This window comes from Thalassobacillus devorans MSP14 (genome assembly GCF_000496835.1).
Lineage (GTDB): Bacteria > Bacillota > Bacilli > Bacillales > Halobacillaceae > Thalassobacillus > Thalassobacillus devorans_B.
The window spans coordinates 442,566-466,612 of sequence record NZ_KI543236.1 but is presented as its reverse complement, the minus strand read 5'-3'; the positions used below and the strand labels follow the sequence as shown (position 1 = coordinate 466,612).

22 protein-coding genes and 1 riboswitch are annotated in these 24,047 nt (G+C 44.5%); of the genes, 6 read left to right on the top strand and 16 right to left on the bottom strand.

The annotated features are described in order from the left end of the window. Window positions 1-120: 120 nt before the first annotated feature. A complete protein-coding gene (locus P855_RS20345) occupies window positions 121-480 on the bottom strand; it encodes a 2Fe-2S iron-sulfur cluster-binding protein (protein ID WP_051353059.1) in 360 nt (119 codons plus the stop codon). Window positions 481-599: 119 nt separating this feature from the next. On the opposite strand from P855_RS20345, the gene P855_RS0103130 reads away from it, so the two are divergent. Continuing rightward, window positions 600-1,067, top strand: coding sequence for a hypothetical protein (locus P855_RS0103130; RefSeq protein WP_235062604.1), 468 nt, complete (start codon window positions 600-602; stop codon window positions 1,065-1,067). A 71-nt stretch (window positions 1,068-1,138) separates the two neighbouring features. On the opposite strand, the gene P855_RS0103125 is transcribed toward P855_RS0103130, so the two are convergent. Both P855_RS0103125 and P855_RS0103120 read right to left on the bottom strand, forming a co-directional pair. Further along, the gene (locus P855_RS0103125; RefSeq protein WP_028782219.1) at window positions 1,139-1,987 is read right to left on the bottom strand and encodes a family 1 encapsulin nanocompartment shell protein; all 849 of its coding nucleotides are present in this window, start codon (window positions 1,985-1,987) and stop codon (window positions 1,139-1,141) included. 12 nt (window positions 1,988-1,999) lie between these two features. Then, on the bottom strand, window positions 2,000-2,596 hold the full coding sequence (locus P855_RS0103120; RefSeq protein WP_028782218.1) for an IMEF encapsulin system ferritin-like cargo protein: 597 nt from the start codon (window positions 2,594-2,596) through the stop codon (window positions 2,000-2,002). Between the two features lie 215 nt (window positions 2,597-2,811). Here P855_RS0103120 and P855_RS0103115 point away from each other — a divergent pair, with 215 nt between their 5' ends. Genes P855_RS0103115 through tatC form a run of 4 tightly spaced genes read left to right on the top strand, consistent with a single transcriptional unit; the run spans window position 2,812 to window position 6,312 of the window. Continuing rightward, on the top strand, window positions 2,812-3,567 hold the full coding sequence (locus tag P855_RS0103115; protein ID WP_028782217.1) for a gluconate 2-dehydrogenase subunit 3 family protein: 756 nt from the start codon (window positions 2,812-2,814) through the stop codon (window positions 3,565-3,567). Window positions 3,568-3,586: 19 nt separating this feature from the next. Then, window positions 3,587-5,326, top strand: a complete 1,740-nt coding sequence (locus tag P855_RS0103110; protein WP_028782216.1) for a GMC family oxidoreductase — start codon at window positions 3,587-3,589, stop codon at window positions 5,324-5,326. A 27-nt stretch (window positions 5,327-5,353) separates the two neighbouring features. After that, window positions 5,354-5,548 carry a twin-arginine translocase TatA/TatE family subunit gene (gene tatA, locus P855_RS0103105; protein WP_028782215.1) on the top strand — a complete coding sequence of 65 codons (195 nt, stop codon included), beginning with the start codon at window positions 5,354-5,356 and terminating at the stop codon, window positions 5,546-5,548. 23 nt (window positions 5,549-5,571) lie between these two features. Beyond that, complete coding sequence (gene tatC, locus P855_RS0103100) at window positions 5,572-6,312, top strand: twin-arginine translocase subunit TatC (RefSeq protein WP_051353058.1); 741 nt, start codon at window positions 5,572-5,574, stop codon at window positions 6,310-6,312. A gap of 62 nt (window positions 6,313-6,374) precedes the next feature. Here the strand turns inward: tatC and P855_RS20340 are convergent, their stop codons facing one another. The 9 genes from P855_RS20340 to P855_RS0103050 all read right to left on the bottom strand — a co-directional run bounded on the left by P855_RS20340 (window position 6,375) and on the right by P855_RS0103050 (window position 17,915). Further along, entirely contained in the window at window positions 6,375-6,932 is a 558-nt protein-coding gene (locus tag P855_RS20340; RefSeq protein WP_037985593.1) for a LysM peptidoglycan-binding domain-containing protein, read from the bottom strand. A 274-nt stretch (window positions 6,933-7,206) separates the two neighbouring features. After that, the gene (locus P855_RS21475; RefSeq protein ID WP_051353057.1) at window positions 7,207-7,848 is read right to left on the bottom strand and encodes a hypothetical protein; all 642 of its coding nucleotides are present in this window, start codon (window positions 7,846-7,848) and stop codon (window positions 7,207-7,209) included. A gap of 21 nt (window positions 7,849-7,869) precedes the next feature. Continuing rightward, the gene (locus tag P855_RS0103085; RefSeq protein ID WP_028782213.1) at window positions 7,870-9,249 is read right to left on the bottom strand and encodes a selenium-binding protein SBP56-related protein; all 1,380 of its coding nucleotides are present in this window, start codon (window positions 9,247-9,249) and stop codon (window positions 7,870-7,872) included. Between the two features lie 341 nt (window positions 9,250-9,590). Further along, window positions 9,591-10,880, bottom strand: a complete 1,290-nt coding sequence (locus P855_RS0103080) for a hypothetical protein (RefSeq protein ID WP_028782212.1) — start codon at window positions 10,878-10,880, stop codon at window positions 9,591-9,593. 285 nt (window positions 10,881-11,165) lie between these two features. Then, window positions 11,166-12,137 carry a formamidase gene (locus P855_RS20330; protein WP_200865937.1) on the bottom strand — a complete coding sequence of 324 codons (972 nt, stop codon included), beginning with the start codon at window positions 12,135-12,137 and terminating at the stop codon, window positions 11,166-11,168. A gap of 139 nt (window positions 12,138-12,276) precedes the next feature. Next, the gene (locus tag P855_RS0103070; RefSeq protein ID WP_028782211.1) at window positions 12,277-13,836 is read right to left on the bottom strand and encodes a sodium:solute symporter family protein; all 1,560 of its coding nucleotides are present in this window, start codon (window positions 13,834-13,836) and stop codon (window positions 12,277-12,279) included. A gap of 27 nt (window positions 13,837-13,863) precedes the next feature. Beyond that, window positions 13,864-13,998 carry a hypothetical protein gene (locus P855_RS22600; protein ID WP_268744477.1) on the bottom strand — a complete coding sequence of 45 codons (135 nt, stop codon included), beginning with the start codon at window positions 13,996-13,998 and terminating at the stop codon, window positions 13,864-13,866. Window positions 13,999-14,129: 131 nt separating this feature from the next. Beyond that, window positions 14,130-14,237, bottom strand: a riboswitch (SAM riboswitch). 181 nt (window positions 14,238-14,418) lie between these two features. Continuing rightward, a complete protein-coding gene (locus P855_RS0103060) occupies window positions 14,419-16,395 on the bottom strand; it encodes a M6 family metalloprotease domain-containing protein (RefSeq protein WP_028782210.1) in 1,977 nt (658 codons plus the stop codon). Window positions 16,396-17,081: 686 nt separating this feature from the next. After that, on the bottom strand, window positions 17,082-17,915 hold the full coding sequence (locus P855_RS0103050; protein ID WP_028782208.1) for an SDR family oxidoreductase: 834 nt from the start codon (window positions 17,913-17,915) through the stop codon (window positions 17,082-17,084). A gap of 109 nt (window positions 17,916-18,024) precedes the next feature. Between P855_RS0103050 and P855_RS0103045 the strand changes: the two genes are divergently transcribed. Continuing rightward, window positions 18,025-18,993, top strand: a complete 969-nt coding sequence (locus P855_RS0103045; RefSeq protein ID WP_028782207.1) for a helix-turn-helix transcriptional regulator — start codon at window positions 18,025-18,027, stop codon at window positions 18,991-18,993. 93 nt (window positions 18,994-19,086) lie between these two features. On the opposite strand, the gene P855_RS0103040 is transcribed toward P855_RS0103045, so the two are convergent. The 4 genes from P855_RS0103040 to P855_RS0103025 are packed head-to-tail and all read right to left on the bottom strand — an operon-like array spanning window position 19,087 to window position 24,043. Further along, the gene (locus P855_RS0103040) at window positions 19,087-19,878 is read right to left on the bottom strand and encodes a dihydrodipicolinate synthase family protein (protein WP_028782206.1); all 792 of its coding nucleotides are present in this window, start codon (window positions 19,876-19,878) and stop codon (window positions 19,087-19,089) included. 35 nt (window positions 19,879-19,913) lie between these two features. After that, window positions 19,914-21,179: an ArgE/DapE family deacylase gene (locus tag P855_RS0103035; protein ID WP_028782205.1), complete on the bottom strand. Its 1,266-nt coding sequence runs from the start codon at window positions 21,177-21,179 to the stop codon at window positions 19,914-19,916. Window positions 21,180-21,211: 32 nt separating this feature from the next. After that, the gene (locus tag P855_RS0103030) at window positions 21,212-22,435 is read right to left on the bottom strand and encodes a Zn-dependent hydrolase (RefSeq protein WP_028782204.1); all 1,224 of its coding nucleotides are present in this window, start codon (window positions 22,433-22,435) and stop codon (window positions 21,212-21,214) included. A 15-nt stretch (window positions 22,436-22,450) separates the two neighbouring features. Then, window positions 22,451-24,043, bottom strand: a complete 1,593-nt coding sequence (locus P855_RS0103025) for a sodium:solute symporter family protein (RefSeq protein WP_028782203.1) — start codon at window positions 24,041-24,043, stop codon at window positions 22,451-22,453. Between the last annotated feature and the right edge of the window lie 4 nt (window positions 24,044-24,047).

The following is a 24,047-nucleotide window of genomic DNA, read 5'->3' as shown; positions in this document are numbered from 1 at the left end:
TCACTAGAGGAATTTATCAGATGGAAATACAATTGCCACCTTTCTCCCACTGTTTTTCAATGACACTTTTAACATGCACGGCGTCATTTTTGCATATGATATAAAGGATGACACATGCTTTTATCCCTCTTTAAATACAGCTTGACAGGCAAGCCGATAACCATCGTCTATTTTCCCTCTCAGCTTTTTTTGCTCCCTGTCATTTACAGAAGTGATCAAAGCATCTCCTTTTAACACGTTTATCTGACACTTTCCACACGTTCCTTTTTTACATTTATAATCCAGGTTGATTTTTTGGTTTAAAGCTGAATCTAACACGGTAACGTTATGTACAGGGGTTACTCTATAAGTCGCTCCATGCTGCTCTATTTCCAGTTGTTTTTTTTCTGATTTAGAAGGTGCTGTCCTGCTTTTCTCTTCCTGGTTATAAGGTACTTGGCTGCCCGGCTTTAAAGAACCGATCGTCAACTTTTTAATCACATGAATCACCTTTCTGTGCATTGTGCTCGTTAACTTGATTCAAAATGTTCTTGACCATCCACTTATTATCACTTAAAATGATGATAATGAGAATCGTTATCAAGTGAAGGAGAGGTATCATGATGAATAAACAAATAAGCGGATTCGAAGATATGAATACCATCCTTGCGAACGAAAGAAAAATTGGTGGAGTCATTGAAAGCGATTATCTCCGCCTTTCTACTGGGGATGAATATAATAATATCGTCATCACAAAGGTCGAGTTATTAGGATCTGCTCTCTGTTCTATTGGATGTGTCACCGAAGAAGGTCAGCTGTTGATTGTAAATGCAAAAGAAGTCAGCATCATCCATCAGCCTAAACATAAGAAAATTCATGAATTATCCAATCAATCCTACAAACATACAAAGATGCAAGAGAAACTAAAGTATTTAAAGCGCCTTATTGAACTCAATGAGGGAAGCTATAACCCGTTTTTCCGTGAGGAAGCCTTATTGGTAATCAAAGATATCGGCCTGAAAAATGTTAAAAAAGAAATAGATGTCAGTGCCGTTTACCCCGAGGAAAAGATTTATACAATCGCCTGACCCAAAAATCACAAATATGCGCAACAAGGTCAGGACTCACACAGGGTCCTGACCTTGTTGTATGTTACACATTATTCTTCACTAGGTTCAAGGGTGCATATGGCGGTAGGACGCTTAATTCTCAATACAATCGCTTCATATACCCGGAATAGATAGTTCATGTTTTCTTCATCGAGGAAAGATGTATCAAAATCACTGGCTATCGCAAGATCAATATTTTGTTTCCCTGCGTCGACCACAACTCCACGGCTTCCTTTGATCATAGGCGATTGGAATACGCCGGCAGTCATCAGTTCACGCACATGATCAATTTCTAATACATGGGTATCCTGATGAACACGATGGATCAATGCGTATAGTTCTGGAGAAAGCACCAGAGCAAATGGACCCGTATGCCCCATCTTCAACAGTTTATTTCTCGCCTCTACCACATCGGCAAATGCATTCCCCGACTTCATCCAATCATTACGGATGTGGGACAGCTTCCCTTTTATATTCATGATCCCTTTGAGATCAAATTCCTTTGCACCATTAAAAATCAGGTCATCTTCCACAAGGGCACATTGCTGTGCAGCATTGGCAGAAGCCGAAAAATCAATTGGACTGCCAAGGGTTTTGGCTTGTTGTATATCTCTCCAATAAAGGATAAAGTCTTTATACAACAACGGTACCGTCAGATTGACACGGCGTGCGGGGTTGGAGAGCTCGGAATCCTGCCCTTGCAGACTAATTCCTCCACGGCCCGGTGCTTCGTATATGTCTGTCGGGACCGATTGTACTCCTTCTCCCAGTGGACCATATATATCAATAAAGCGTCTGCCGACCAGCTGTTTTTTTGCATGATCGAACACGGTCTGGTCCAATTCGTTCCATTCTTCATTACTTAAAGGTGAGTCTGCAAATAGTGTTGTTTTATCCATACATTGACCTCCTTATGAGTGCTTTAAGCTTCCTACTGTAAGCTTTTTCCGAGTTGTGTACTTGTTTGGTTCTTCCTTTTTTTCAACTTCCCCGGCAGGCAGGGAATACGCCTCAACTTTCAGGCTTTTGTCGATATCCTCTTTTTCATCCGTAGGCACCGAAGCCTGATAGTCAGCCATCTTGAATTCTTCATTCAATCGTTCCAGTAGCTGTTTGGATTGCTGGTAATCTTCTGCTGTCATATCACGTAATTTCTGGATCGGCTGTTCAAATTCTGTATCCTTAAAGGTATACAAAGATAGATCCAGATGTTCAAGAAAGTTATGTAACCCGAACTTCTCCAGACTGATATCCTGCAACAGGTATACAAACTCTCTGTCGTCCGTTGATACACTCCCCTCGTTACGATTAATCTGATTAAGCTGGGGCAATAATTGATCCAATCGGTCTGAACGATGATCTTCTTCCTCATAAATATGATGCCAATACAGGCGCTCGTGATCATCCTCCGCCTTCTCGATCACTGGAGTAATGATATCTTTAAATTCATTTAAAGCTGTTTGCGTCCGGTTGAAAATTTCTTCCATTTGTTTAAAAGATGACGTCATAAGCACACCTCCTATTGCCCATATTGTAACCGATTTCATTATTGCTTAACAAGCAAACGGAAAGAATCCTATAAAGTGACCCCCACTGCAGTAAAGCGTTAACTCACCGGGGGTCAGGCACTTATAAATTCAGAAAACGTATAGATTCTTTCTCTGATGGTTACATTGGTAAAAATACATGCATAATTATCGCTTTTTTGGAAAGGGGCAGCAGTATGGCGGATGAAAATACAAAATCGACGATGTCGCGACGACGATTTATCAAAAACTCAAGCTATGTCGCAGGAGGCGCCATCGGTGGTGGATTTCTCGGTACCATCCTTGGCAGAAATGTCTTCACCGATAACCAGCAGCAGGCATCTCCTGAGAAAAACAACAATGCAAATGACTACAACCGGGCATTGATGTATTTCACCAGGCAAAAGGACTTCGATATTCTCAGCGCAGCAACCGAACGGATTTTCCCGGAGGATGAAAACGGGCCAGGAGCTATCAAATTGGGGGTTCCCTACTTTATTGACCATCAATTAGCTGGAGCCTATGGCCATAACGACCGGGAATATATGCAGCGTCCATTCTATCCGGGTTCTGACTTCCAGGGTTATCAGACACGGCTGAAACGGCATGAGGTGTTCATGGTAGGCATCCAGGCGATTGAAAACGAAAGCCAGAAGGGGTTTGATTCCTCCTTCCTGGATCTCGAAGATAAACAAAAGGATGAAATACTGCAGAAATTCCAGGATGGTAAGGTAGATTTAAAAGGGGTCACCCCTACCACGTTTTTCGAATTATTACGTTCGGCTACACTGGAAGGCGCCTATTCCGACCCGCTCTATGGCGGGAACGGCAACATGGAAGGCTGGCTGATGAAAGAGTACCCGGGCAACTACATGAGCTACATCAATGATATTGGAAAAGATAAATTTATCAAAAAGGAACCAAAACCATTACGGGCGCATTTCGCTTCGTAACCAAATGGGAGGTAATTAAATGGCTAAGAAGCTGAAGAAAGTAGATGTGGTCACTGTAGGAGTCGGCTGGACTGGCGGCATCATTGCTGCAGAACTGACCAAGCAGGGTGTCCAGGTCGTAGGGCTTGAACGCGGGAAGGCGCGGTCGACCGAGGATTTCCAGCATGTCCATGATGAATACCGGTATGCCATCCGCTACGAGTTGATGCAGGATCTATCAAGAGAGACGATCACCTTCCGTAATCATCGGGATGAACGGGCACTGCCGATGCGCCAGCTGGGATCGTTTTTGCTTGGTGAGGGACTTGGCGGAGCCGGGGTTCACTGGAACGGGCAGACGTGGCGGTTTTTGCCTTATGATTTTGAAATAAAAACAAAGACCGAGGAGAAGTATGGGCCGAATAAACTCGGCAGTGATTACACCCTGCAGGACTGGGGCATCACTTATGAAGAACTGGATCCTTATTTTTACAAATTCGAACAGATGGCAGGGATCAGCGGGGAAGATAATCCGAAAGGTGCACCAAGAAACAATCCTTACCCTACCCCGCCGATGAAAGAAACGCCGATAACGAAACTGTTCAAGGATGCGGCTAAGAATAAAAACCTTCATCCTGTCCATATTCCGTCCGGAAACCTGTCAGAACGATACGAAAATCCTGATGGACAAACGATTAATCAGTGCCAGTATTGTGGTTTTTGCGAGCGTTTCGGTTGTGAATATGGTGCCAAAACATCTCCGAATGTCACGGTTATTCCGACCGCTAAAAAAACCGGGAATTTCGAACTTCGCACCCATGCGAATGTTACGGAAATCCTGTATGACGGAAGCAAAGCGACAGGAGTCAAATATGTCGACCTGCAAACGGGAGAAGAATTCATCCAGCCGGCAGATGTCGTTGTCCTGACAAGCTACGTCATGAATAATGCCCGTCTGCTTCTGCAGGCAGGCATCGGTAAACCTTATGACCCGGAAACACGTACTGGTGTGATCGGGAAAAACTATTGCTATCAAATATTGCCGGGGGCGACCGGATTTTTTGAAGACAAAAAGTTCAACACCTATATGGGAGCGGGGGCCCTGGGTGCGGCCGTCGATGATTATAATGGCGATAATTTCGACCATTCCAAGCTTGATTTCATTCATGGCGGTGTGCTGGCCATCTCACAAACCGGACAGCGGCCGATCAACAACAACGTGGTACCGAATGATACACCGAACTGGGGCAAAGAGTTCAAAGCCCAGTCCATCAAGTATTATCACAGAAACCTTGCAATCGGTGCGCAAGGAGCATCAATCCCGCATCGGAACAACTATCTGAGCCTGGACCCGGATTATAAGGATGTGTTCGGCTTTCCGCTGTTGCGCATGACGTACGATTTTACGGAACAGGACAGGAAACTTCACGATTATTTAAGTGGCAAATGCGCCGACATCATGAAAGAAATGGGCGCTGACATTGTGGAGCCAAGAGAGATCAAAGACCATTACAGCATCGTTCCTTATCAGACCACCCACAACACGGGCGGCGTGATTATGGGGGCTGACCCGGAAACCTCAGCCGTGAATAACTACCTGCAAATGTGGGATGCAGATAACCTGTTCGTGGTCGGTGCCTCCGCTTTTGCCCATAATGGCGGATACAACCCTACCGGAACCGTGGGCGCTTTAGCATACCGGGCAGCGGAAGGTATCATGAAATACAGGGAAAATAAAGGTCAATTAGTCAAAGCAAAAGCAGCAAGCAAACGAGCGTAACCATTTTCTATAAAAGGAGAGACGACCATGGGACTGACTAACATAGGAATACCGGGGCTGATCATCATACTTGTCGTGACACTGATCATTTTCGGACCCAAGAAACTGCCGGAAATCGGAGCTGCATTCGGACAGACATTATCAGAATTCAAAAAATCAGCCAATAGCCTGATGAATGATGAATCTGACGAAAAAAATGATGATAAATCCCCGAAAGCGTAAACCAGGCCTAAGGGGGGAATAGTATGCGAGAAGTCAAAGCCGAAATCGAAAACTACCCGACGGAAGAACAGACACTGGTCGAACATCTTTCTGATCTACGGAAAGCGGTCCTCTATTCTGCCATCTTCTTTGTCGTTTGCTTTGTAGTGTTTCTTTTATCTGTTAACCATGTCATCCCGTTGTTGACAGACGACCATAAATTAGTGATGCTCGGACCGCTGGATGTCATCCGTTTCTATACCGGGATAGCCGCGAGTCTGAGCCTCGGGGTGTCCGCTCCCTTTATCGGCTATCAGACCTGGAGGTTTGTCAAACCAGCACTGTCTGATAAAGAAAGCAAGACAGCTCTAACGTTCATTCCCGGGATTTTTTTCAGTTTCCTGGCTGGAATTGCCTTCGGTTTTTGGGTGATTTTCCCGACCGTATATGGATTTCTCCTAAATATCGGAACCACTAATTTCAGCATGATGATCACGGCAAAAGAATACTTTTCTTTCCTGTTGATGACTACGATACCCATCGGATTCCTTTTTGAAATACCGCTCGTACTGATGTTTTTGACAGCCGTGGGAGTAGTAACTTCAGAAAAACTCGGCAAAGTGCGAAAATACGGTTACCTGCTGATGGCTGTAGTGTCCGCCCTGATTACACCACCTGATATCATATCGCAGTTGATCGTATTAGGCCCCCTGTTCGCCCTTTATGAACTGGGCGTGTTTCTTTCCAAACTTATGGAACGCCGAAGAAAAGCAACAAAAGTATGACACTTTAAAGGAAACTCCAGTATCATTGCAGATACTGGAGTTTCTATATTAAAATCCCTATATTACTTCACTCTGACTTCTTGTCCAATTTGCAGATTTCTTGGCTCAATTCCTGGATTTAAGTCATATAAGTCATCAACTGTGACACCTTGATGAAGGTTTGCAATGCTTGTAAGTGTGCTTCCAGGTTTTACTGTATAAAATTCTTTGTCGTATCCATCAGCTCTGCTGACTCTAACTTCCTGTCCTACTTGGAGATTACGAGGTTCAATGCCGGGGTTTAATTGATATAAGTCCCATAAGTTTACACCTGCATGGAGATTGGCAATGCTTGTAAGCGTACTACCAGGAGTTACGGTGTGAAAGACTTCATTTGGGGTTTGATTATCACTCGTTTCAAAGATGATTTCAGATCCTATTTGAAGGTTATCTGCCTCAATACCGGGATTCCATTCATATATATCGTTTACTGTCACATTTTCATATTGTTGAGCAATACTCCATAGCGTGTCCCCTTTTTCAATGTCTACCGTCACTTTTTCTGCCGAAACACTATTGGAACTAAATCCAAATGTCATACCTAAAGCTAAAACTGGTGCAAGATATTTTCTCTTTTTCATGATTGACCCCTCCTAATAATTAATAAAATATCTTACATTATTTACATTTCGGGATATTCTGTAATTTAAACGTAAAATTTTTGAAAGATAAGTGATTTTTTGTAATAAAATTATATTATTATGTATGAACCACCTTTATTATAGGTTTGATAGAATTTGAAAAACATGTAAAACTTTTTATAGATTCCTGTTTTAATATAAAAAAGCCTGCCCCCACTTCATGAAAGCATTAACTCGCTGGGGGTGGGGTCAGGCTTTTTAAAGTCTTCAGCACTTAATGGACGTGACCTGGCATCTCTCCTCCAATGTTCACATTCATCAAAAAGAGAATCAGACCGAAAATGATCAATAGAACAGCCCATATCAGATCAAAATTAACGATATATTTTCGTATCTTCATCATGCCAATACGGTACACAATAAAGGCTACCACAGTCATTGAAGTAAGCATCGCAAGTTCATGAAATACATAGAGCGGCAGAATGTCAGCAATATGATCCGCTCCTAAGATGAATGGAGAAAGCAGCAGTCCGGAACCGTGGGTAGAGGCTGCGAGAAACGACCAAAGCAGCAGCTGTCCGTACCCTACCTTCAATCCTCCAGTCCATTTCACATGACGAAAATAACGAAACAAACGATAGATCCCGTAGCCAAGCACAATGGAAGCGATGCTCAAATGGACGATATGCAACGGGAGTTGAAATCGGGCGATTGTCTGCAAGAGGACGACCGCTCCATCCCCTAACATTTGCCCTATGCCTATCGGGATAATCGCATAAATGAGCACCCGCCAGTCGTCTTTTTGAACGGCAAGGAAAACGGCGAAGAGCCAGCCCATCGCAGGATTCAGTCCGTGAAAGGCACCAAGAAGGACAGCAATGGCAATCTGACTGCCCTCAGAAACCAGCATTTCCATTTTATTTTCCTCCGATCAATATCATGGATAACAGAACGTATCCGTCGAGCAGTCTCCTCCATCGAGACGGATCTGGTGGGCCCTGCCCTTCTCTAACTGAATCAGGAAATCCCGATCGATTTCCATACCTCCTCCTGAGAGGATATCTACTTTTACCACCGCTCCTTGAATGCCTTCCGGATAAAATTGATCGTCCCAGGAACTGTAGAGGGAATTACTGAAATAAAGCCGTTTTCCGTCCCGGCTTAACTCCACCATCTGCGGCCCGCCGGTGATCCTTTTTCCATTCGGATGTGCTTTCTTGTTCACGATTCCTCCAATCTCCACTTTGCCATTCAATTTCGCGTTAAACGGATCACTGACATCATATTGTCTTAGTTCCCCGGTCCCCCAGCACGGGACATAAAGATAACGATCATCAAGGGAAAGCACAATGTCGGTCACTAACGGCGGGACGGCACCAACGTCTTTGAGTGCCGGCGGAAGCTGATCTTTGTCGGCAGGTTGGGCAGGAATTTCAATAATTTTTTTCACGTCCCATTGCCCATCCTCCTGGTACCACGTCCAAATCGAGCTGGCCAGATTGGTAACATCGGTGACAACACTCACAAATCCATACGTTTTCTTCGGATTATGCGCCGGACGAAGCTCTAATACCATCTGATGCTGATCGCCAAAATCAAGTTCAGTCAAATGCTTTCTGGAACGGCTGTCAAAAAAATGCATTTTATGTCCGTACTTTCGTTGCAAGAGGGCATCCAGGTTTAATCCATTTTCAAAAAGATCCGGTGTTGCCCATTCACTGGTGACCGTCACATCATGAGCGATATGCCACCAAAAGTCATAGGAAAAATGCTGCGGTCCGCGGTCCATTTCCCAGGCACCTAACACATTAAAGTTAAAGTGGTCTAATAGAAGGATACCGCCAGGACCACCGTCACCCTCCCCGGAACCGAGGGCACTGATAAAGATTCCCTCCGGACCACAATGAACGGTATGCAAGCGACTGTAGCCCGTTCGTTCCTTGATTTCTTCCGGTTCAATGGTCCGGACAATATGTGGACGCTTCGGATCTGGCTGCGTATCGACAATATAGATACGGGAAGAGCGAATACCAGGCAGAATCAAATAACGTCTTTCAAGCGTGGGATGAAAAGCGGTAGGACAAAGCGCAGAGCTGCAGGCATTCCAGCCGAAATGATGAAGTTCGTCTTCCTCCTCCCCCGGCAAAAGCAATTGATGAATCAGTTGTCCGTAGGTCTCTGAGTCAGGGTCAAGATCGATCACCCCAAGGGCATCCGGCTGCAGGAGCGCAACATAAGCAAGCTTCTCCCTCGGAGCTTCCATAGCTGATTTAGCAGAAGGATAAAATGTGGGATCAGTACCAACCCACTTAGCCATAATTCGTTCACCTCTCTAAGATAGTTATACTCAGTAGTACAAAACTCAACCACCAATTAATACGAGTGGTTTAGTTGGTTTTGAGTTTTTATAATGTATGTAAGCCGAAACCATTTGATACTTTTTCTTTAGCACAATTTCACAGCCTTTTTTTATAATACTTTATCTTAAATCATTAACCCCCATCCCCCCTAAAGGGATAATTCACATAAAAGCAGCTTCTTTGTTATCTACAATTAAACTTAATAAATTGTGCCTAACCTGGAGTTGGCCAGTTGCATGAAGTTATAAAGAAAGATCACAGCACCCGTAAAGATACTGTGATCATTTGTTATGTTTATTTACTTTTTTACTGCATTGGCTGCAGCTTTAACCAGCTCAACGGTCTGGTCTACTGTATCCATACGAAACTCCTTAAATTCCTCAGTTATATAAACACTCGTATCTTCAGGATAGTGTTCCTGAGCAGCTACGTGCAGATGGCCCCCAGGGATATCGTAGGCACCAAGACCAAGTCTTACACGATTAGAGCGGTATTGACTTTCATTCGATAGATAACTTCCTCCCCCGCCAGCCCGAGCTTTTGAGTCTTCAGTTGGACCATCATCCTGACAAACATAAGGTGCATCCCGGTATTCTGGTGCCAGCCATTCACAGACTTCATTGTTCCTCTCTACCGGCCATGGACCAGTGTCCGCATTAACCATTGCTTCCACTGGCAAAGTAGTCTCGATAAATTCCGGAAGCTCTTCCGGCATTGGCCAATCAGAAACGGTCGGTATCACGCTTGATCGCTCTTCCAGGTTGTTCCCGACTCCTGTATGCCAGCGTCCGGCAAACCCTTCAATTGCCATCACACGAGGGCCTCCCTGGCTGATGGTCATCATCAAGTCTACCTGTTCTTTACTTTCTTCTAAATATGGACCAAACGTATCTTCCACAATACCTTCCTCAAAATCTTCCCATCTTACCGGGAAATTAGCAGCCTGGATGAAAGCCGGCCCATCTTGTGTCATGACCTTTTGTCCATCCAGTTGTAAAGCAGCAGCACCAGATGGATTACTCCGTCTGAATTCCTGTTCCAAGCGGTATGGGTCAAACCCTGTCACTAGTATGCGTTTCACTCCTTTTCCTTTTGGAAACTTTATCGAAGTGATGCCCCTTGATGTATATTCCAGTTCTTTCATTAATTCATTCCGTTCTTCTTCAGAAATTGAAAAGTCAGGTTCCCATTGACGCAATGCACTGGTCATACGTAACCTTGCCCAATATAACGGACGGTCATCGTAGCGATCAAGATCACCTAAATCAGGACGTTTTCCTTGTGCCCTGGCTATCGCAGTATCCCATAACTGCTCCCCATGGTTACTAATCAATTTCTTTGCCTGCTCCACACTTTCCGCTTTACATAGTTGCTCCTCAAACCTTTCTGCAAATTGGGTGAACTCCGCATCATCCATAATCTGTTGAGGGACCGGAGCTCCATCTTCCATTCGCTGCTCTTCCGGTGTTAAAGACACATCTTCGTTATAACAATGACTTTCGGCTTTTACGACAGAAGTTGTTCCAAAACCTGCAATAAGTATAGCTGTCCATGTCATAATAACGGTCCTAAGTTTCAAATGTTTCATCTCCCTCTTCCTCTATTTTCGCTTGTGCTAGTTTACTAGTTTTTATTGTAAGGAGTTCAAGTGATAATTTTCAAACTTTTCTAAGTATTTCTCCGGAAATTGGTAGGTATGACATGGAAATGTAAGTCGAAAGAACTGGGGTATTTTTCGAGTAAATTACTACTAACAAGACATTAACAATAGGAAATCCCCGACTCCGAGATTTCCAATTATTTAAATGTATTGGTCTGTTCGTAGACATAAAAAAAGTGCCAGACCATCAAGACCTGGCACACCATATTTATTTTATTGCTTTTTTTTCCGAGGAGGACCAAAGCCGTATGCCTGGCCATCTTTATGGACAATTTCATCTTCCCAAGGCAGACGATAATTACCTTCCTGAAGATCCTTCATATAAGTATAAGGCGAATCCATGACGCCACCTTCTACTGCGACATAACCTCTATGCCCGAGCTGATAAATATTATTTTCAACAGCCCAATGCTTTCGAGCTTCCAGTGCCAAATCAGGACGTACCTCTCCTGTAATGATTTCGTCAGGTCGGTCACTACCCTCTACTAACGGCACCCCATCGAAACCGACAATCATTCCTTCACCCATGGAATCATTCGTTCCATCACTGCCGCACATAGCTACCGAAGCAGTGTATGCCAAGTTGCAAAACGCATTCGCCTGGTTAGTGATTCGCCAGGAGTGGCGAATTGGGCGCGTGTAACCCGCTGTGCGTAAAATGACGTCGGCCCCTTTGTAAGCTAGTTCGCGACTGACTTCCGGGAACATTCCATCATGACAAATGGCTAATCCTAAGGTGCTTCCATTTGGACCCTCACAAACAGGCAGCCCTACATCTCCCGGTTCCCAAGGTTCTACTGGCGTCCAAGGATGTAATTTTCGATAGTTCAGTTTTATCTCGCCATGATTATCAATGATTAATCCCGTATTGTAAGGATTGCCATTTGGATTATATTCCATTATGGAAAAACAGCCCCAAATATCGTTTTCTTTACAAACTTCTTTGAGCTTAGAAACCTCAGGCCCATCGATTGAGCACATTATCTCGTCATTGGTGTCCATCGAAAGGCCATGCAGCATATACTCCGGAAAAACTACTAAATCAATCGGTGCTGCGAACCGCTTGGCTTTCCGTACCATTTCGCACACTTTCTCTGTCTGTTTAGTCAAATCTTCTTTTGAGTCCACAACCGGAAGCTGCAGCTGCACTAAACCGAGCACTACACCGTTTGGAGATTTATTCAAACCGCCTTAACCACTCATTAACTTGTCCTCCTTTTCCTATTTGTTAATAAATTCCCTATTCTATTACCTGGTAAAACATACAAAGAAGAAAGCGCCAGCCCCTTAAAGGTATAAATCGTTAACTACCTTTAAAATTTACCTATCCTATTTTAGATTGGCCAGCTTTAACTTGAGATTCTTCATGTGAACTATTTCTAACATCATTCAATACCCTTCTTGTTGCATCGCTGATCTCTGCCTTAAAATAAGGTTCATATGCTTCAAGAGGAGCTTTTTTAGTAGAATAGACAGCAATTAATACCCCTATTAGTGACGCAGCTACAGCAATTACAAATGGCACGGTATACCCCATTGCCTTAGCCACCACATACACCACCGCACCGATGGTAATTCCGGCATAGGCTCCTGCTCTGTTCATTCGCTTCCAATAAAGACCCAGGATAACAACCAGGAAAAAGGCTGCTCCAAATCCTCCGTATATATAGACAAATCCCATTGCTAAGAACCACGGTGGTTTAATAGCTAATACAACTGCTACGGCTGCAATAGCAAAGATACTCAACCGCAGCCAGTTCTTGAACTTTCTGTCACTGATCCTTTTGGAAGATATATTCAAGTACACATCATAATAAAGGGAAGTGGCACAGTGCAGAAGCATGGAATTAGCCGTAGATATCGCAGCCGCACAAATCGCTACCAATGTAATACCACCTATGATAGGCGGTGTGAATTCCTGAATCACCAACGGAATAATATAGTCTGTCGTTTTTCCTGCAGGTATGCTTGGTATCAGAACTTTTGCCCCTAACCCGATAATGATTAATGGGCCCATGATGAAGATGAGCACAAGGATGGTGCCCATCACTTGCATGATCGCTACTTTTACATTTTTAGGGGCCAGCATCCGGGTGACCCAGTGTGGGGAAGATGGTGTTCCTAATGAATTAGAGATAAAGATGGAAAACAGCGCACCCAAGCCAAACGTTCCTAAAGGGGATAACAAAATTCCTTCTTCAAGAGGTGGTCCCCCTTCAATGGTAGGAGCAGTAGTCGTTGCAAGCGTTTCTACTATATTACCTAGCCCACCCGTGAGTGACCATATGACGCCACTCGCGAGTAATACACCGACTGTAATCAGGATGGTATTTAATGTATCCGTGGCAGCAACAGACCAGAAACCGCCAACACTTGTAATTAAAATAAATAATAAAAAACCGAATATCGCCAGCTTATAATCAATGCCTGTGATGCTGGAAAACACAATTCCAAATCCAGTCACCTGAATGTTGACTAACAGCAAATAACCAATAAACATTAAAATACCAACAATCGCCTGCAATGTACTCTTTTTCTGAAATGGTTCAAACCGATGCCGGATATACTCCGGAAATGTTCTGGCCGGTTTTTCCGGCCTTCTAATTTTGTAAGCAACAATCGGAATTAAACCTCCACCAAAGCACCAGCCAGCTACCCAGCCTATCACAGCAGCAACACCTGAACTGTATAGATATCCTGGCACCCCAACAACGGAGGCCACACTAACCCAGGTTGCCGCAGTCGTACCAATTCCAAGTAATAAACCCATTCTATGTCCGCCAGTAGTATAATCATCCACCGATTCTGCTGTTTTAAGACTTTTTACATTAGCCCATATAAGAAAAATAATATAAAAACAAAATACAGTTACATACCAAACCATGTATCCATAACATCCTTCCCGAAACTCTTATTTGTATTTAAACAATTTTCCATTAGCTCCCCATCTTTTCACGCCAGACTTCTCGACTTTATAGCAAAGTAACGTGCCTAACAGCAAAGAAAAAACCATTGTTCCAACCCAAGTCATCATTGCGATTACCATATGGATATCCCTCCTATCAACAATTTTTCTGCTCCAGCTTGGTGCCAACCCTCCCTTTTCCAATAAAAAAAAACCCTTCCCTCACGAAGAGAGAAGAGTCGAATACAACCGTTTTAACGTTTGCCTATCGATTCTCATCTTCGGAATAGCTTTCGCCTTCCTCTGAAATTGGCACCGTGCAAGATTTGCCGGTTGCCGAGGTTTCATTGGGTCAGTCCCTCAACCTCTCCAGATAAGAATATTGATAATACTTATAAATAAACTAGGCTTTATTCTATCATAATCAGGTCTTGCGTCAATCACTTTTTAAAATATTTAGTAAATTCATTTGTGTCAAACACTCTTTTGGTGTGTTAAATCCTCCACCACTCCCTTTCTGCTATATTTCCATTTACTGGAGGACCTGGGGTGAATTCGATACTATCTTACACCACCAGCACCTACCCGGCGTGTAACCGTTACAGATGCTGCTTCATCAGTTTCAGAAGTTGCCGTAAATGTCAGTTCTGTCGGTTTGGATCGTTGATAAGGAATCTGTACATAAACAGGCACCTCCACCGTTTCACCGGCAGCTACTTCTACTACATCATGTTGAAGCATGGTTTCCCATTCATCATCTACTTCCGCACCCACGCGGAAAATGTCTGTTTCTTCCCCAGTATTGGTAACTGAGAAGTTATACGTAGCGACTCTACCTGGAACCGCGCGAGCCACTTCTCCAGCTTCCGCTTCGACACTACGTTCAAAGTTGCCTGCTCCATCGAGATGACGAACCGCCACTCGATAGGAAAGGACTCCTTCTTCATCTCTCTTCTTATCTAATACATAGAAGTGAAGACGGTTATGTTCATCGACATATTCATCGACTACCCCTTCGTCCGTACCGGCTTTGAATAAACCATCGGCCAACTGGCGATAATCTCCCTTAGAGTACATGGCAGCGGAACCATCAGGTCTGATGAAGTCCACTTGATCGATATCTTCTGGATGAGAATCAATTGCCCAGATGTACGGTGATCTATCCTCATTCTTTGTTTTTGCCATTAAAACACCGGAATCTGTCTGGAACGAGTCAAACCCAACGCGGTCAACCACTTCAATCGTGTAATTGTCGTACCATTTTTCCCCTCGCTGCATATCGGCACGCCAGTCATCTTCCAAGGAGTTTGCAGGTGTCAAATCTTCCATTTCAATATTGATGCCAAGCAATCCATCACGGCTGAACTCTTCCCCAACAGGTACTTCCCTTGCTGTAATATCAGCAAATACTGGTCCTGTCTCTGCCAGCTCGTCCCGGTTGACATTCAAGTATTGATCTTCGGTAAGAAAACCTTGCTTGATTTTATTACGCAGCATATGATGCGACGGTGCGGATGCCCCTAATGTCGGCATGACCATCCAGCGGGTATGCGGGCCACCCGGGCCGTTGAAGCTTCCGCGGCTCATCAATTCCCACGGTCCAGAGTAACTCCGTGACACAGGGTCGCCAAATGGATTGTTATAGTTATCGCCAAGGTTCATGATGTGTCCAAATTCGTGCGCGAACGTCCCCATTCCGTCATTCTCACCCTGGATGGATACTCCCCTGCCCGCGCGTGACCATAGGCTTTTGGCAGCTACCCAGGAAGTCCAGTCGACATAGCGGGTATTTGCCCAGTTTGGCATATCCGGATATTCTGCCGGCGGACCGAATTCATCGGTCACATCTTCCGGTCCCATGAACATCATTTCACCAAATTCCTGCCAGACACCGGACTCATCATAGCCGGCATGAAGCACAAACGTAAAATCATATTCCTCACCCGATGCTTCTATGTCTTCTTCTGCTATTTCCAAAGCATCGCTTCTCAAATCGTAGGTTTCTTCATATCCAGGAGGCATATTTTCCTTCTGGCCGAACTCACCCATACCGTATTCAAACTCTGTGTGTTCCATCTTGTATGTACCAAATGCATCGATTTCAACCGCCCATTTCCCATAGGAATTTTCTCGCCAGAACTCATTGATAGTGCGGTAGTTATTTAACGCACTCGGCTTCGTCAAAAAGTCTTCCCAAAACTCCGGAATGTCTTCCCTTGGTATGTTGCCATTAACCGGATTACCAGCCAGCTCCGAGCCTTCCGCCTGACTCAAAATAAACTCACGATCCGGAAAGTCTACCACGACAAGTGCACCTTTCAGCACCCTGTCCGGTTCTACATCGGCATTACGCCAATCAATTCCTGGGACCGGTTTATAATCCTCCCACGTCATGTCCTCCGGCAGTTCCCAGGACTGTTCATCAACTGGTTCCGGAAACGAAGGCAGTCCAGGTTGCGCTGCAAAAACTGAAGTGGCTGATCCAAAAGTAAGAAGTAAGACAAATACAAGCGACAATAAACTTCTAACTGATCTCAAATCTATCATCCTCCTTAGTAGATTTGAGAATAATTCTACCACCCTATCTAAGCCTTTAATAATCATAATATTCCAAATTTTGAAAAACAGGTGGAAAGTTGTAAATTACTAGGTATTTATGCAGATTGTTTCTTGTCGAAATCTCGTTTATTATGCTATCAATTTTCATCACCATGATAACCGATTCCTTATCGTCAATACCTAAAATGAAAAAGCCTGACCGCCACTGTAATAAAACATAAAACAGTGGGGCAGACACACGATAAACTATTATTCCAAAGGGATGATGTCCAAAATATATTCCGTTTCTCCAAAACTCCCATTCCCTAAGATCGTGTTCACACACGCAAGGCCGGAACTCCCATTAAGAATGACAAAGTTACTTCCTTCTCCTACTGGGACGGCTTTGTTTCTTCATTCAGGAAAAACCTGCCCAACGAAGTATTGTCCTGCTGCAAATTTTTTCGGGGCTTTGCCGGTTTCTACTACTATATTAGTCAGTCTTTCGATCTCCTCTTCTAACCCTGAGACTTCTTTCTTTTCAAGAAAAGTGCCTGCCCCCCCCCACTCTGGTAAAGCTTAATTCAAGGGGATTAAGCACTTTCAAGACTTCATTTGGCAAATAACTAATTAAGCTCTTACAGGCACAAACAAAGGTTAATATTTTTTGTTCCATATCCAAGCAACTATAGGCTAAACGGCGGAATATATCTGCCATCAATATCGGTAAACTGATACTCTCTGGCTAAATCACCCGCTTTTAATACCTGTCCGCTTTTCTCCATAACATTCGGATCACTAGCCAAAGCTGTGATTCCCCGTCCAACATAATGTGGCGTTTCGGTTCTTGTCAGATCTTCCGACTCCTCCCAATGTTCTTCATCCGCTTCATGATGCTTCAACACAAGTTCCGTTCGCATAAATCCTGGGGAAACGGCAAGTACGGCAACATTGTCTTGTTTTAATTCGATCGAAAGACCATAAGCCATACGAATTAATGCATTCTTCGCTAAGTCATAATAAAACTGTCCGGTGTATTTGCCATCCTCCCAGAAGGTTGTGTGAATAATAATCGATTTTTCATTTTCCCGAAGTAGTGGAATGGCATAGTGATTCGTAGCCAGCTGGGCTCGTACACCAGCAGTGAACATCGTATCCCAATGCTTCAATGGCAATTCCCAGAACGGTTTAGCATCAACCCCAAGATCATGCGCTCCCCACACGTTATTGACAAGAATATCTAACCTTCCCTGTTCCTGACGAATTTGATTGATGACAGACTTTGTTTCTGAATCATCCGTATGATCGCAACGAACCGCCACACCTTTTCCACCATGGGTTTCAATTTCGGCAACCGTGTCATCAATGGTGCCTGGCCAGTCATTGGTGGAATTGCCTCTTGTGCTGCGGCCGGTGACGTAAACGGTAGCGCCAGCTTTTCCTAATTCAATAGCAATGCCCCGCCCGGCACCTCTGCTAGCTCCTGTAACAAGCGCAATCTTTCCATTTAATGATTTCATATCACCCATTCCTTTCATTAACCAAGTACTATCATTATAACGATCAATTCTTGACAACTAGTGTCATATTTCATTAAATAATATAATTATAATGAAAAAGGTGATCAAAATGAGGGGAGATCGTTTAGTATCCATTCTTTTATTATTACAGGCCCAGGGTCAAATGACAGCCAAAGAACTGGCGGAGAAGCTGGAAGTTTCCGAACGAACCATTTATAGGGACATGGAAGCCTTGAGTGGAACAGGGATTCCTGTTATTGCCGAACGTGGAAAAAATGGAGGCTGGTCACTATTAGAAGACTATCAGACAGATTTAACAGGTTTGAAAGAACCTGAAATACGCGCTTTGTTTGTATCGCCTTCTGCGCAATTGCTTGAAGATCTTGGTATGGCCCGAACATCTGAAGAAGCAAGAAATAAACTAGCCGCTTCACTGCCATCTATCTATCGGGAAAATGCTAAAAATGTATGGAACCGAATTCATATCGATACAAGTGGATGGCGAAAGCAAAAAGAAGAAATAACTTCCTTCGAAGTCCTTAAAGATGCCATATGGAATGAAAATAAATTGAAAATCAGCTATCAACGTGCAGACGGAAAGAAGGATGACCGTATTGTAGCTCCCCTTGGTCTGGTGGCTAAATCAGACCTGTGGTACTTGATTGCCTCCAAAGTAAATGGTGAGCTAAGAACTTATAGGGCTTCACGGATTCAGCATGCGGTTCCTGTTAATGAAACCTTTGAAAGACCAGCCAACTTCGACCTTGCCCAGTATTGGAAATCTTCGACACAGGCCTTCGTGAAAAATTTACCTACCTATGAAGTGAGTGTTGAAGTCACGCAGTCTATCTTACCAAGGTTAACATTCACCGGTCGTTTTGCCCGTATCATTGAAATTGGAAATAAGAAAGAAGATGACTGGATACCTGTTAAGCTCTCTTTTGATACAGAAGAGGAAGCAAAGGGCTATATATTAGGATTTGCAAACCAAATAAAAGTAGTGGAACCGAAAGAATTACGAAACAAAATCTTTCAAATGGCTGAGTCCATTGTTAAGTTTTTAAAACATGAAAAATGAAGTAATTATAAAAGTGCCTGACCCCCACTACAGTAAAGCATTAACTGAGTGGGGGTCAGGCACTTTTAAGTCTGGGGTGAATGAAATTCAACCTTACAATGGCGAACGACAGACACCTGCTTCTATGCCAAGACTATTATAATGACCTTTGATCACTTCGATTAACGGGCGATCTGCAGCTTCATCAATCAGCCTTTTATATTCTTCATACCTGCTTCCTTTGTTCTGACACAGGTCCTGCAGCATATCTTTCATTTCCTTGGGATAGATATTTCCAACCATGCTTGAAAGCCCGTTGCAGCCATCCTTTATTTGCTGATCTGCCTCCATGTCCCCTGCTGCATACATTACGAAATCTTCAGGGAAGTCAATATCAGAATGGCGTCTTTTATCGCCGCCATCTTTCATGCCGACAACCTTCGGGTGTCTTCTAAGAAGCTCCCGGAAGGACTCCGTGCTCAAGTCAAAGCCGGTTCTTGGGGGGTTATTATATAGGATCACATCCTTGCTGGTAAGACTCAGCAATTCTTCTACATAATGAACAGCCTGGGCTTGTGTCGGTTTAATATAAGGTGGAAAGCCGAGCAGCAATCCATCGAAAACAGACCCTTCCAACTTCTTTACAAGTCTTTGCGCGTCTTTCAACCTCGTGGTAGCCACCCCAAAGATCAACTCTATCTCCGTGAAGTCCTGTTCGTTAAAATAATCGATGATTTGCATTCTTTCTTCAATGCTCATCGAATGCTGTTCGCCGGTGGTCCCGGAAATGACGACAGATTCGACCCCATTCTCTTTCAAATGGGTAATGATCGGACGGAATCCTCCCACGTTCAGCTGCTCACCTTTGGAAAAAGGTGTTGGAATAGCTACATTAAATTCCTTCATACTTGTGTCCTCCCCTGTGCCTCATTCAACCTGGGTTACTTTTCCTCGCACCACCGCAGAATGAAATCTGCGATAACGTTCGTTACCGTCTTCAAACTGTCAAGGTCAATGTATTCATTGGGAGCATGCATATTGGCGCCGACCGGACCATAGCAGGTAGCCGGGATGTTAAACTCACCGTATGCTCTTAAATCCGTTGTAGCAGTGAAAGCCAGGTTCTCCACCTGATTGCCAGAAATAGCATTATGAGCGTTGCTCATCTCTTGCATGATGGCTTCTTCATTGGAAATCGTGTAGCCCGGCGCAGAGAAACCGAAAAATGTAATTTCCGGTGCCGCTTCTTTCAGCCAATCATCTTCCTTGGCAGCATCCAGCAACCACTGTTTGACTTCTTTTTGCACAGTTTCTGGATCGGTTCCCGGGTAAAAGCCGACTCTCGCATCAAAAGTACACTCTGTCGGCACACTGGAAGCCCAGTCCCCGCCTTCTACTTTACCGACATTGACATTGAGCGGATGCGGGTGATGATCGAAATCAGGGTGTTTAGGCTGGCTGTTGATATGCTCTCGATAATCCATCAGCGCATCCATCAGTTTATGAGCCTTCATGATCGCATTTTGCGCACTCTCTGCCCGTTCGACGTGCGCACCTGCTCCCTTTACTTTCACCTGGAGCCACATGACGCCCACTTGTGAATGAAGGAGACGCAAATTGGTCGGTTCCGGAATCATCGCTCCATCCGCTGTGTAACCCTGGTCCAATAAAGCCAGCGCCCCGTTTCCGGTGCACTCTTCTTCGATGACACTTTGGATCTGCAGGTCTGCGCCCAGCTCTACGCCGAGGTTACGTAAGGCTTTGACTGCGAAAACAATGGCCGCAAAGCCGCCTTTCATATCAAGCAGACCTCTGCCATACATCTTGCCGTCCTTGATGACAGGCGCATATGGGTTCGTATCCCACTGGTCTTCAGGGCCGGCACTGACTACGTCCATATGGCTCTGGAGAATCAGGCTTTTCCCTTGTTTCAGACCGGTGCTTTTCCATTCTCCTACGACTACCGGGCGGTCTTCGTAAGACCAGTTGGGTTCCCCGAAGTTCGCATAGTCTCTCAGCCGCTTCGGATCAACCTCTACCGACTCCGTCTCCAGCCCCATATCCTGTAGATAGTTATAGATAAATTCCTGTACTTCTTTTTCGTTTCCTAACGTACTCGGGAAACTTCCGAGCGTTTTCAAAAACAGCTTTTCTTCTTCCCATAATTCATCGATTTTCTTTTTTACTGACTCTTTGTTGGTTCCCATCACTAATGCCCACCTTATTCCGATATTCTAATCTATTCCTCCGCTAATGCCAGCGTGGTTTGATAGAGCACGTTGGCACCGCTGATGATATCTTCATCCAGCGTCAGTTCCGATGGTACGTGACTCTTGCCGTTGACACTCGGGAGAAAAATCATCGCAGTCGGACCAATATTGTTGATGTACTTGGCATCATGTCCCGCTCCGCTGACAATTTTTCTTGAGGTATAGCCCAAGTCTTCAACACTTTCTTCAATGGCATTGATAATTCCTTCGTCAAAATCGATTTTTTCTGTTTCCCATAGATCCGTCGTCTCGACGTCCACTTGTCTTTCGTGGCATATATCCCGTATAAGCGCCCTTGCTTCTTCTACTGCTTCTCCCCGCAAAGAATCATCGGTGCTCCGGATATCTACGGTGAAATAAACCTCACCTGGAACGCAATTGACACTGTCAGGTGAAGCGGAAATTTTGCCGACGGTTACCGTCACCTCTGTATTCGCGACTTTCTTTTCCAAATGGTGCATGATTTCCGCCGCTGCCATCAGCGCATCTTTCCGTAAATGCATCGGAGTAGGGCCGGCGTGATCCGCTTCCCCTGTAATCGTCACTTCCAGCCAGCTGATGCCCTGAACACCTCCCACGATCCCGATCTGCTTGTTTTCCTCTTCAAGAACCGGTCCCTGTTCGATATGGAGTTCCACAAAAGAATGAAAGTCTCCGAGCCTGTTTTCTTTTTCGCCTTTGTAGCCGATTCTTTGCAGTTCTTCCTGGAAGCTGTGTCCGTCACGATCTGTTCTGCTATAGACATACTCCTGATCAAATACACCGGCTATACCACCAGACCCGAGCATTGGTGGTTCGAACCTCGCTCCTTCTTCGTTCGTGAAATTGACTATTTCCACAGGCCTGTCTGTTTCGATATGATGATCATTCAATGTGTTGATTACTTCAAGTGCCAGCAGCACACCGAGCACACCATCGAACCTGCCTCCTGCCGGCTGCGTGTCGAGGTGAGAGCCAAGTACGACAGGAGGAAGAGCTTTCTTTCCTTCTCTTCTGCCATACATGTTGCCAAAGTCGTCCACCCGTACACGCAGACCGGCTTTTTCACACCAGGTTTTGAATACATCGCGCATTTCTTTATCCTCATCGGAAAGAGCCAGACGCCTTAGCCCTTTCCCGGGGATAGCACCGATTGCCGAGCTCTTGGATAAATTACGAAATAGCCTTTCTTCGTTGATGTGATTCAACGTCATCTCCCTCCTTCTTATCTACAAGCCGAGTTTAATAAAGAAATAACCCCATACTATAACGGATATAAATGTGAACAATACAGAAACCGTAATAATCTGTTTATACTGCTTTTTAATCTTTTGAAGTCCGTCCGGCTGTTTCATGAATTCCTGAATGGTTATTTTGGCCATTCCAGTACTTTTCATCTCTGTGAAGTAATTCAGTTCGTATGAGCTTGGTTTCGTTACAAGCGCTGCAATAATCAGTGTAGCGATCGAGACGAGAAGGGCCAGCATCAGTTCATCCACGCCGGTCGGAAGTGTCATAATTCCTGCCTTAATGAGCTCACCGAATAAGATGAACGAAGCTACGCCTGCAACCATGCTGATGGAAGCTGCTTTACTATTCATTTTCTTCCATTCGAACGAAGCTACAATCGTTGGCAGCCAGCCGACAGCGAAGATGGATCCGGCATAAATGGAAATCCAGTAGATTGCGGAAGGCTGCGCGATGGCGATGGCACAGATGACAACCGCTACGATTACCTGGCCGATTCTCGCGGCAGTAAGGCTTTGTTTTTCATTGAGCTCTTTTTCAAACAATCTTTCATACAAGTCCCGGGATAATGCGAAACCTACGAGAACGAAAAGAGTTGAAGCTGTGGACATGATAGAAGCCATTAAAGCAGCGAGGCCTACTCCGGCAATTGCAGGGGTGGTAAATTCCATAAATCCGACAATCATGGCATTATCCGCTGGAGTAATGTTTGGTTTAAGCACTTGCATGCCACCTGCAGCAATGAAAACCGTCAGCTGCATGAACGGTGCAAAAAACACACCGATAACGGCAGTTTTTAAAATAACGAAGTCATTTTTGGCAGGAAATACACGGGATACAAGGGCAGGCATACAAGTAAAGAAAAGGATCCATACAAGGAACTGGGAAATCGACCACCCAATGGAGCGATCTTCCGTACCGCCGATCGTCCAATAGTTAGGCAGCGTCTCGGAAAGGCCTTTCATCTGTTCAAATCCTGCCTGTCCAATAATCATTGGAGCGATGACAACAGAGATAGCCAGCATCGTGAAAAACATTAACGTATCGGTCACCACGACCCCGTACATGCCTCCAAAAGCGGTGAACGCAATTAAAGCGACCGTAAACAGTACGATAAGCAATTTGAAATTAATTCCTGTGATTTCAGCGAGTACCAGTCCTGCTCCAATGAACTGGATAACCCCGTATCCAACTAATCCGACAATCATAATAACAATCGCGATGATACTGACCCATTTGTTATTGAAGCGTTTATCAAAGAAGTCCGGCATCGTCTTACAGTTTAACGCTTTCATTTTTCTTCCAACATACACAACCGCAAGCAACGTTCCGATCCATGCACCAAATGATCCAAGCGTCGCGATAACGAGAGGTCCCTCTGCATAGGAAACCCCGGCAATTCCTAATAATGTTGCGGCACTAAGATAAGTGGCTGCAAGGGTACCTACAATCAGTAATGTCGATCCCCTTCCTCCCATTGTATAGAAATCATCACTATTTTTAACATAACGGGCAATAAAAGCCCCGACAGCAACATAAATTAACAATACTAATGCAAATATAGTTAACGCCATATGT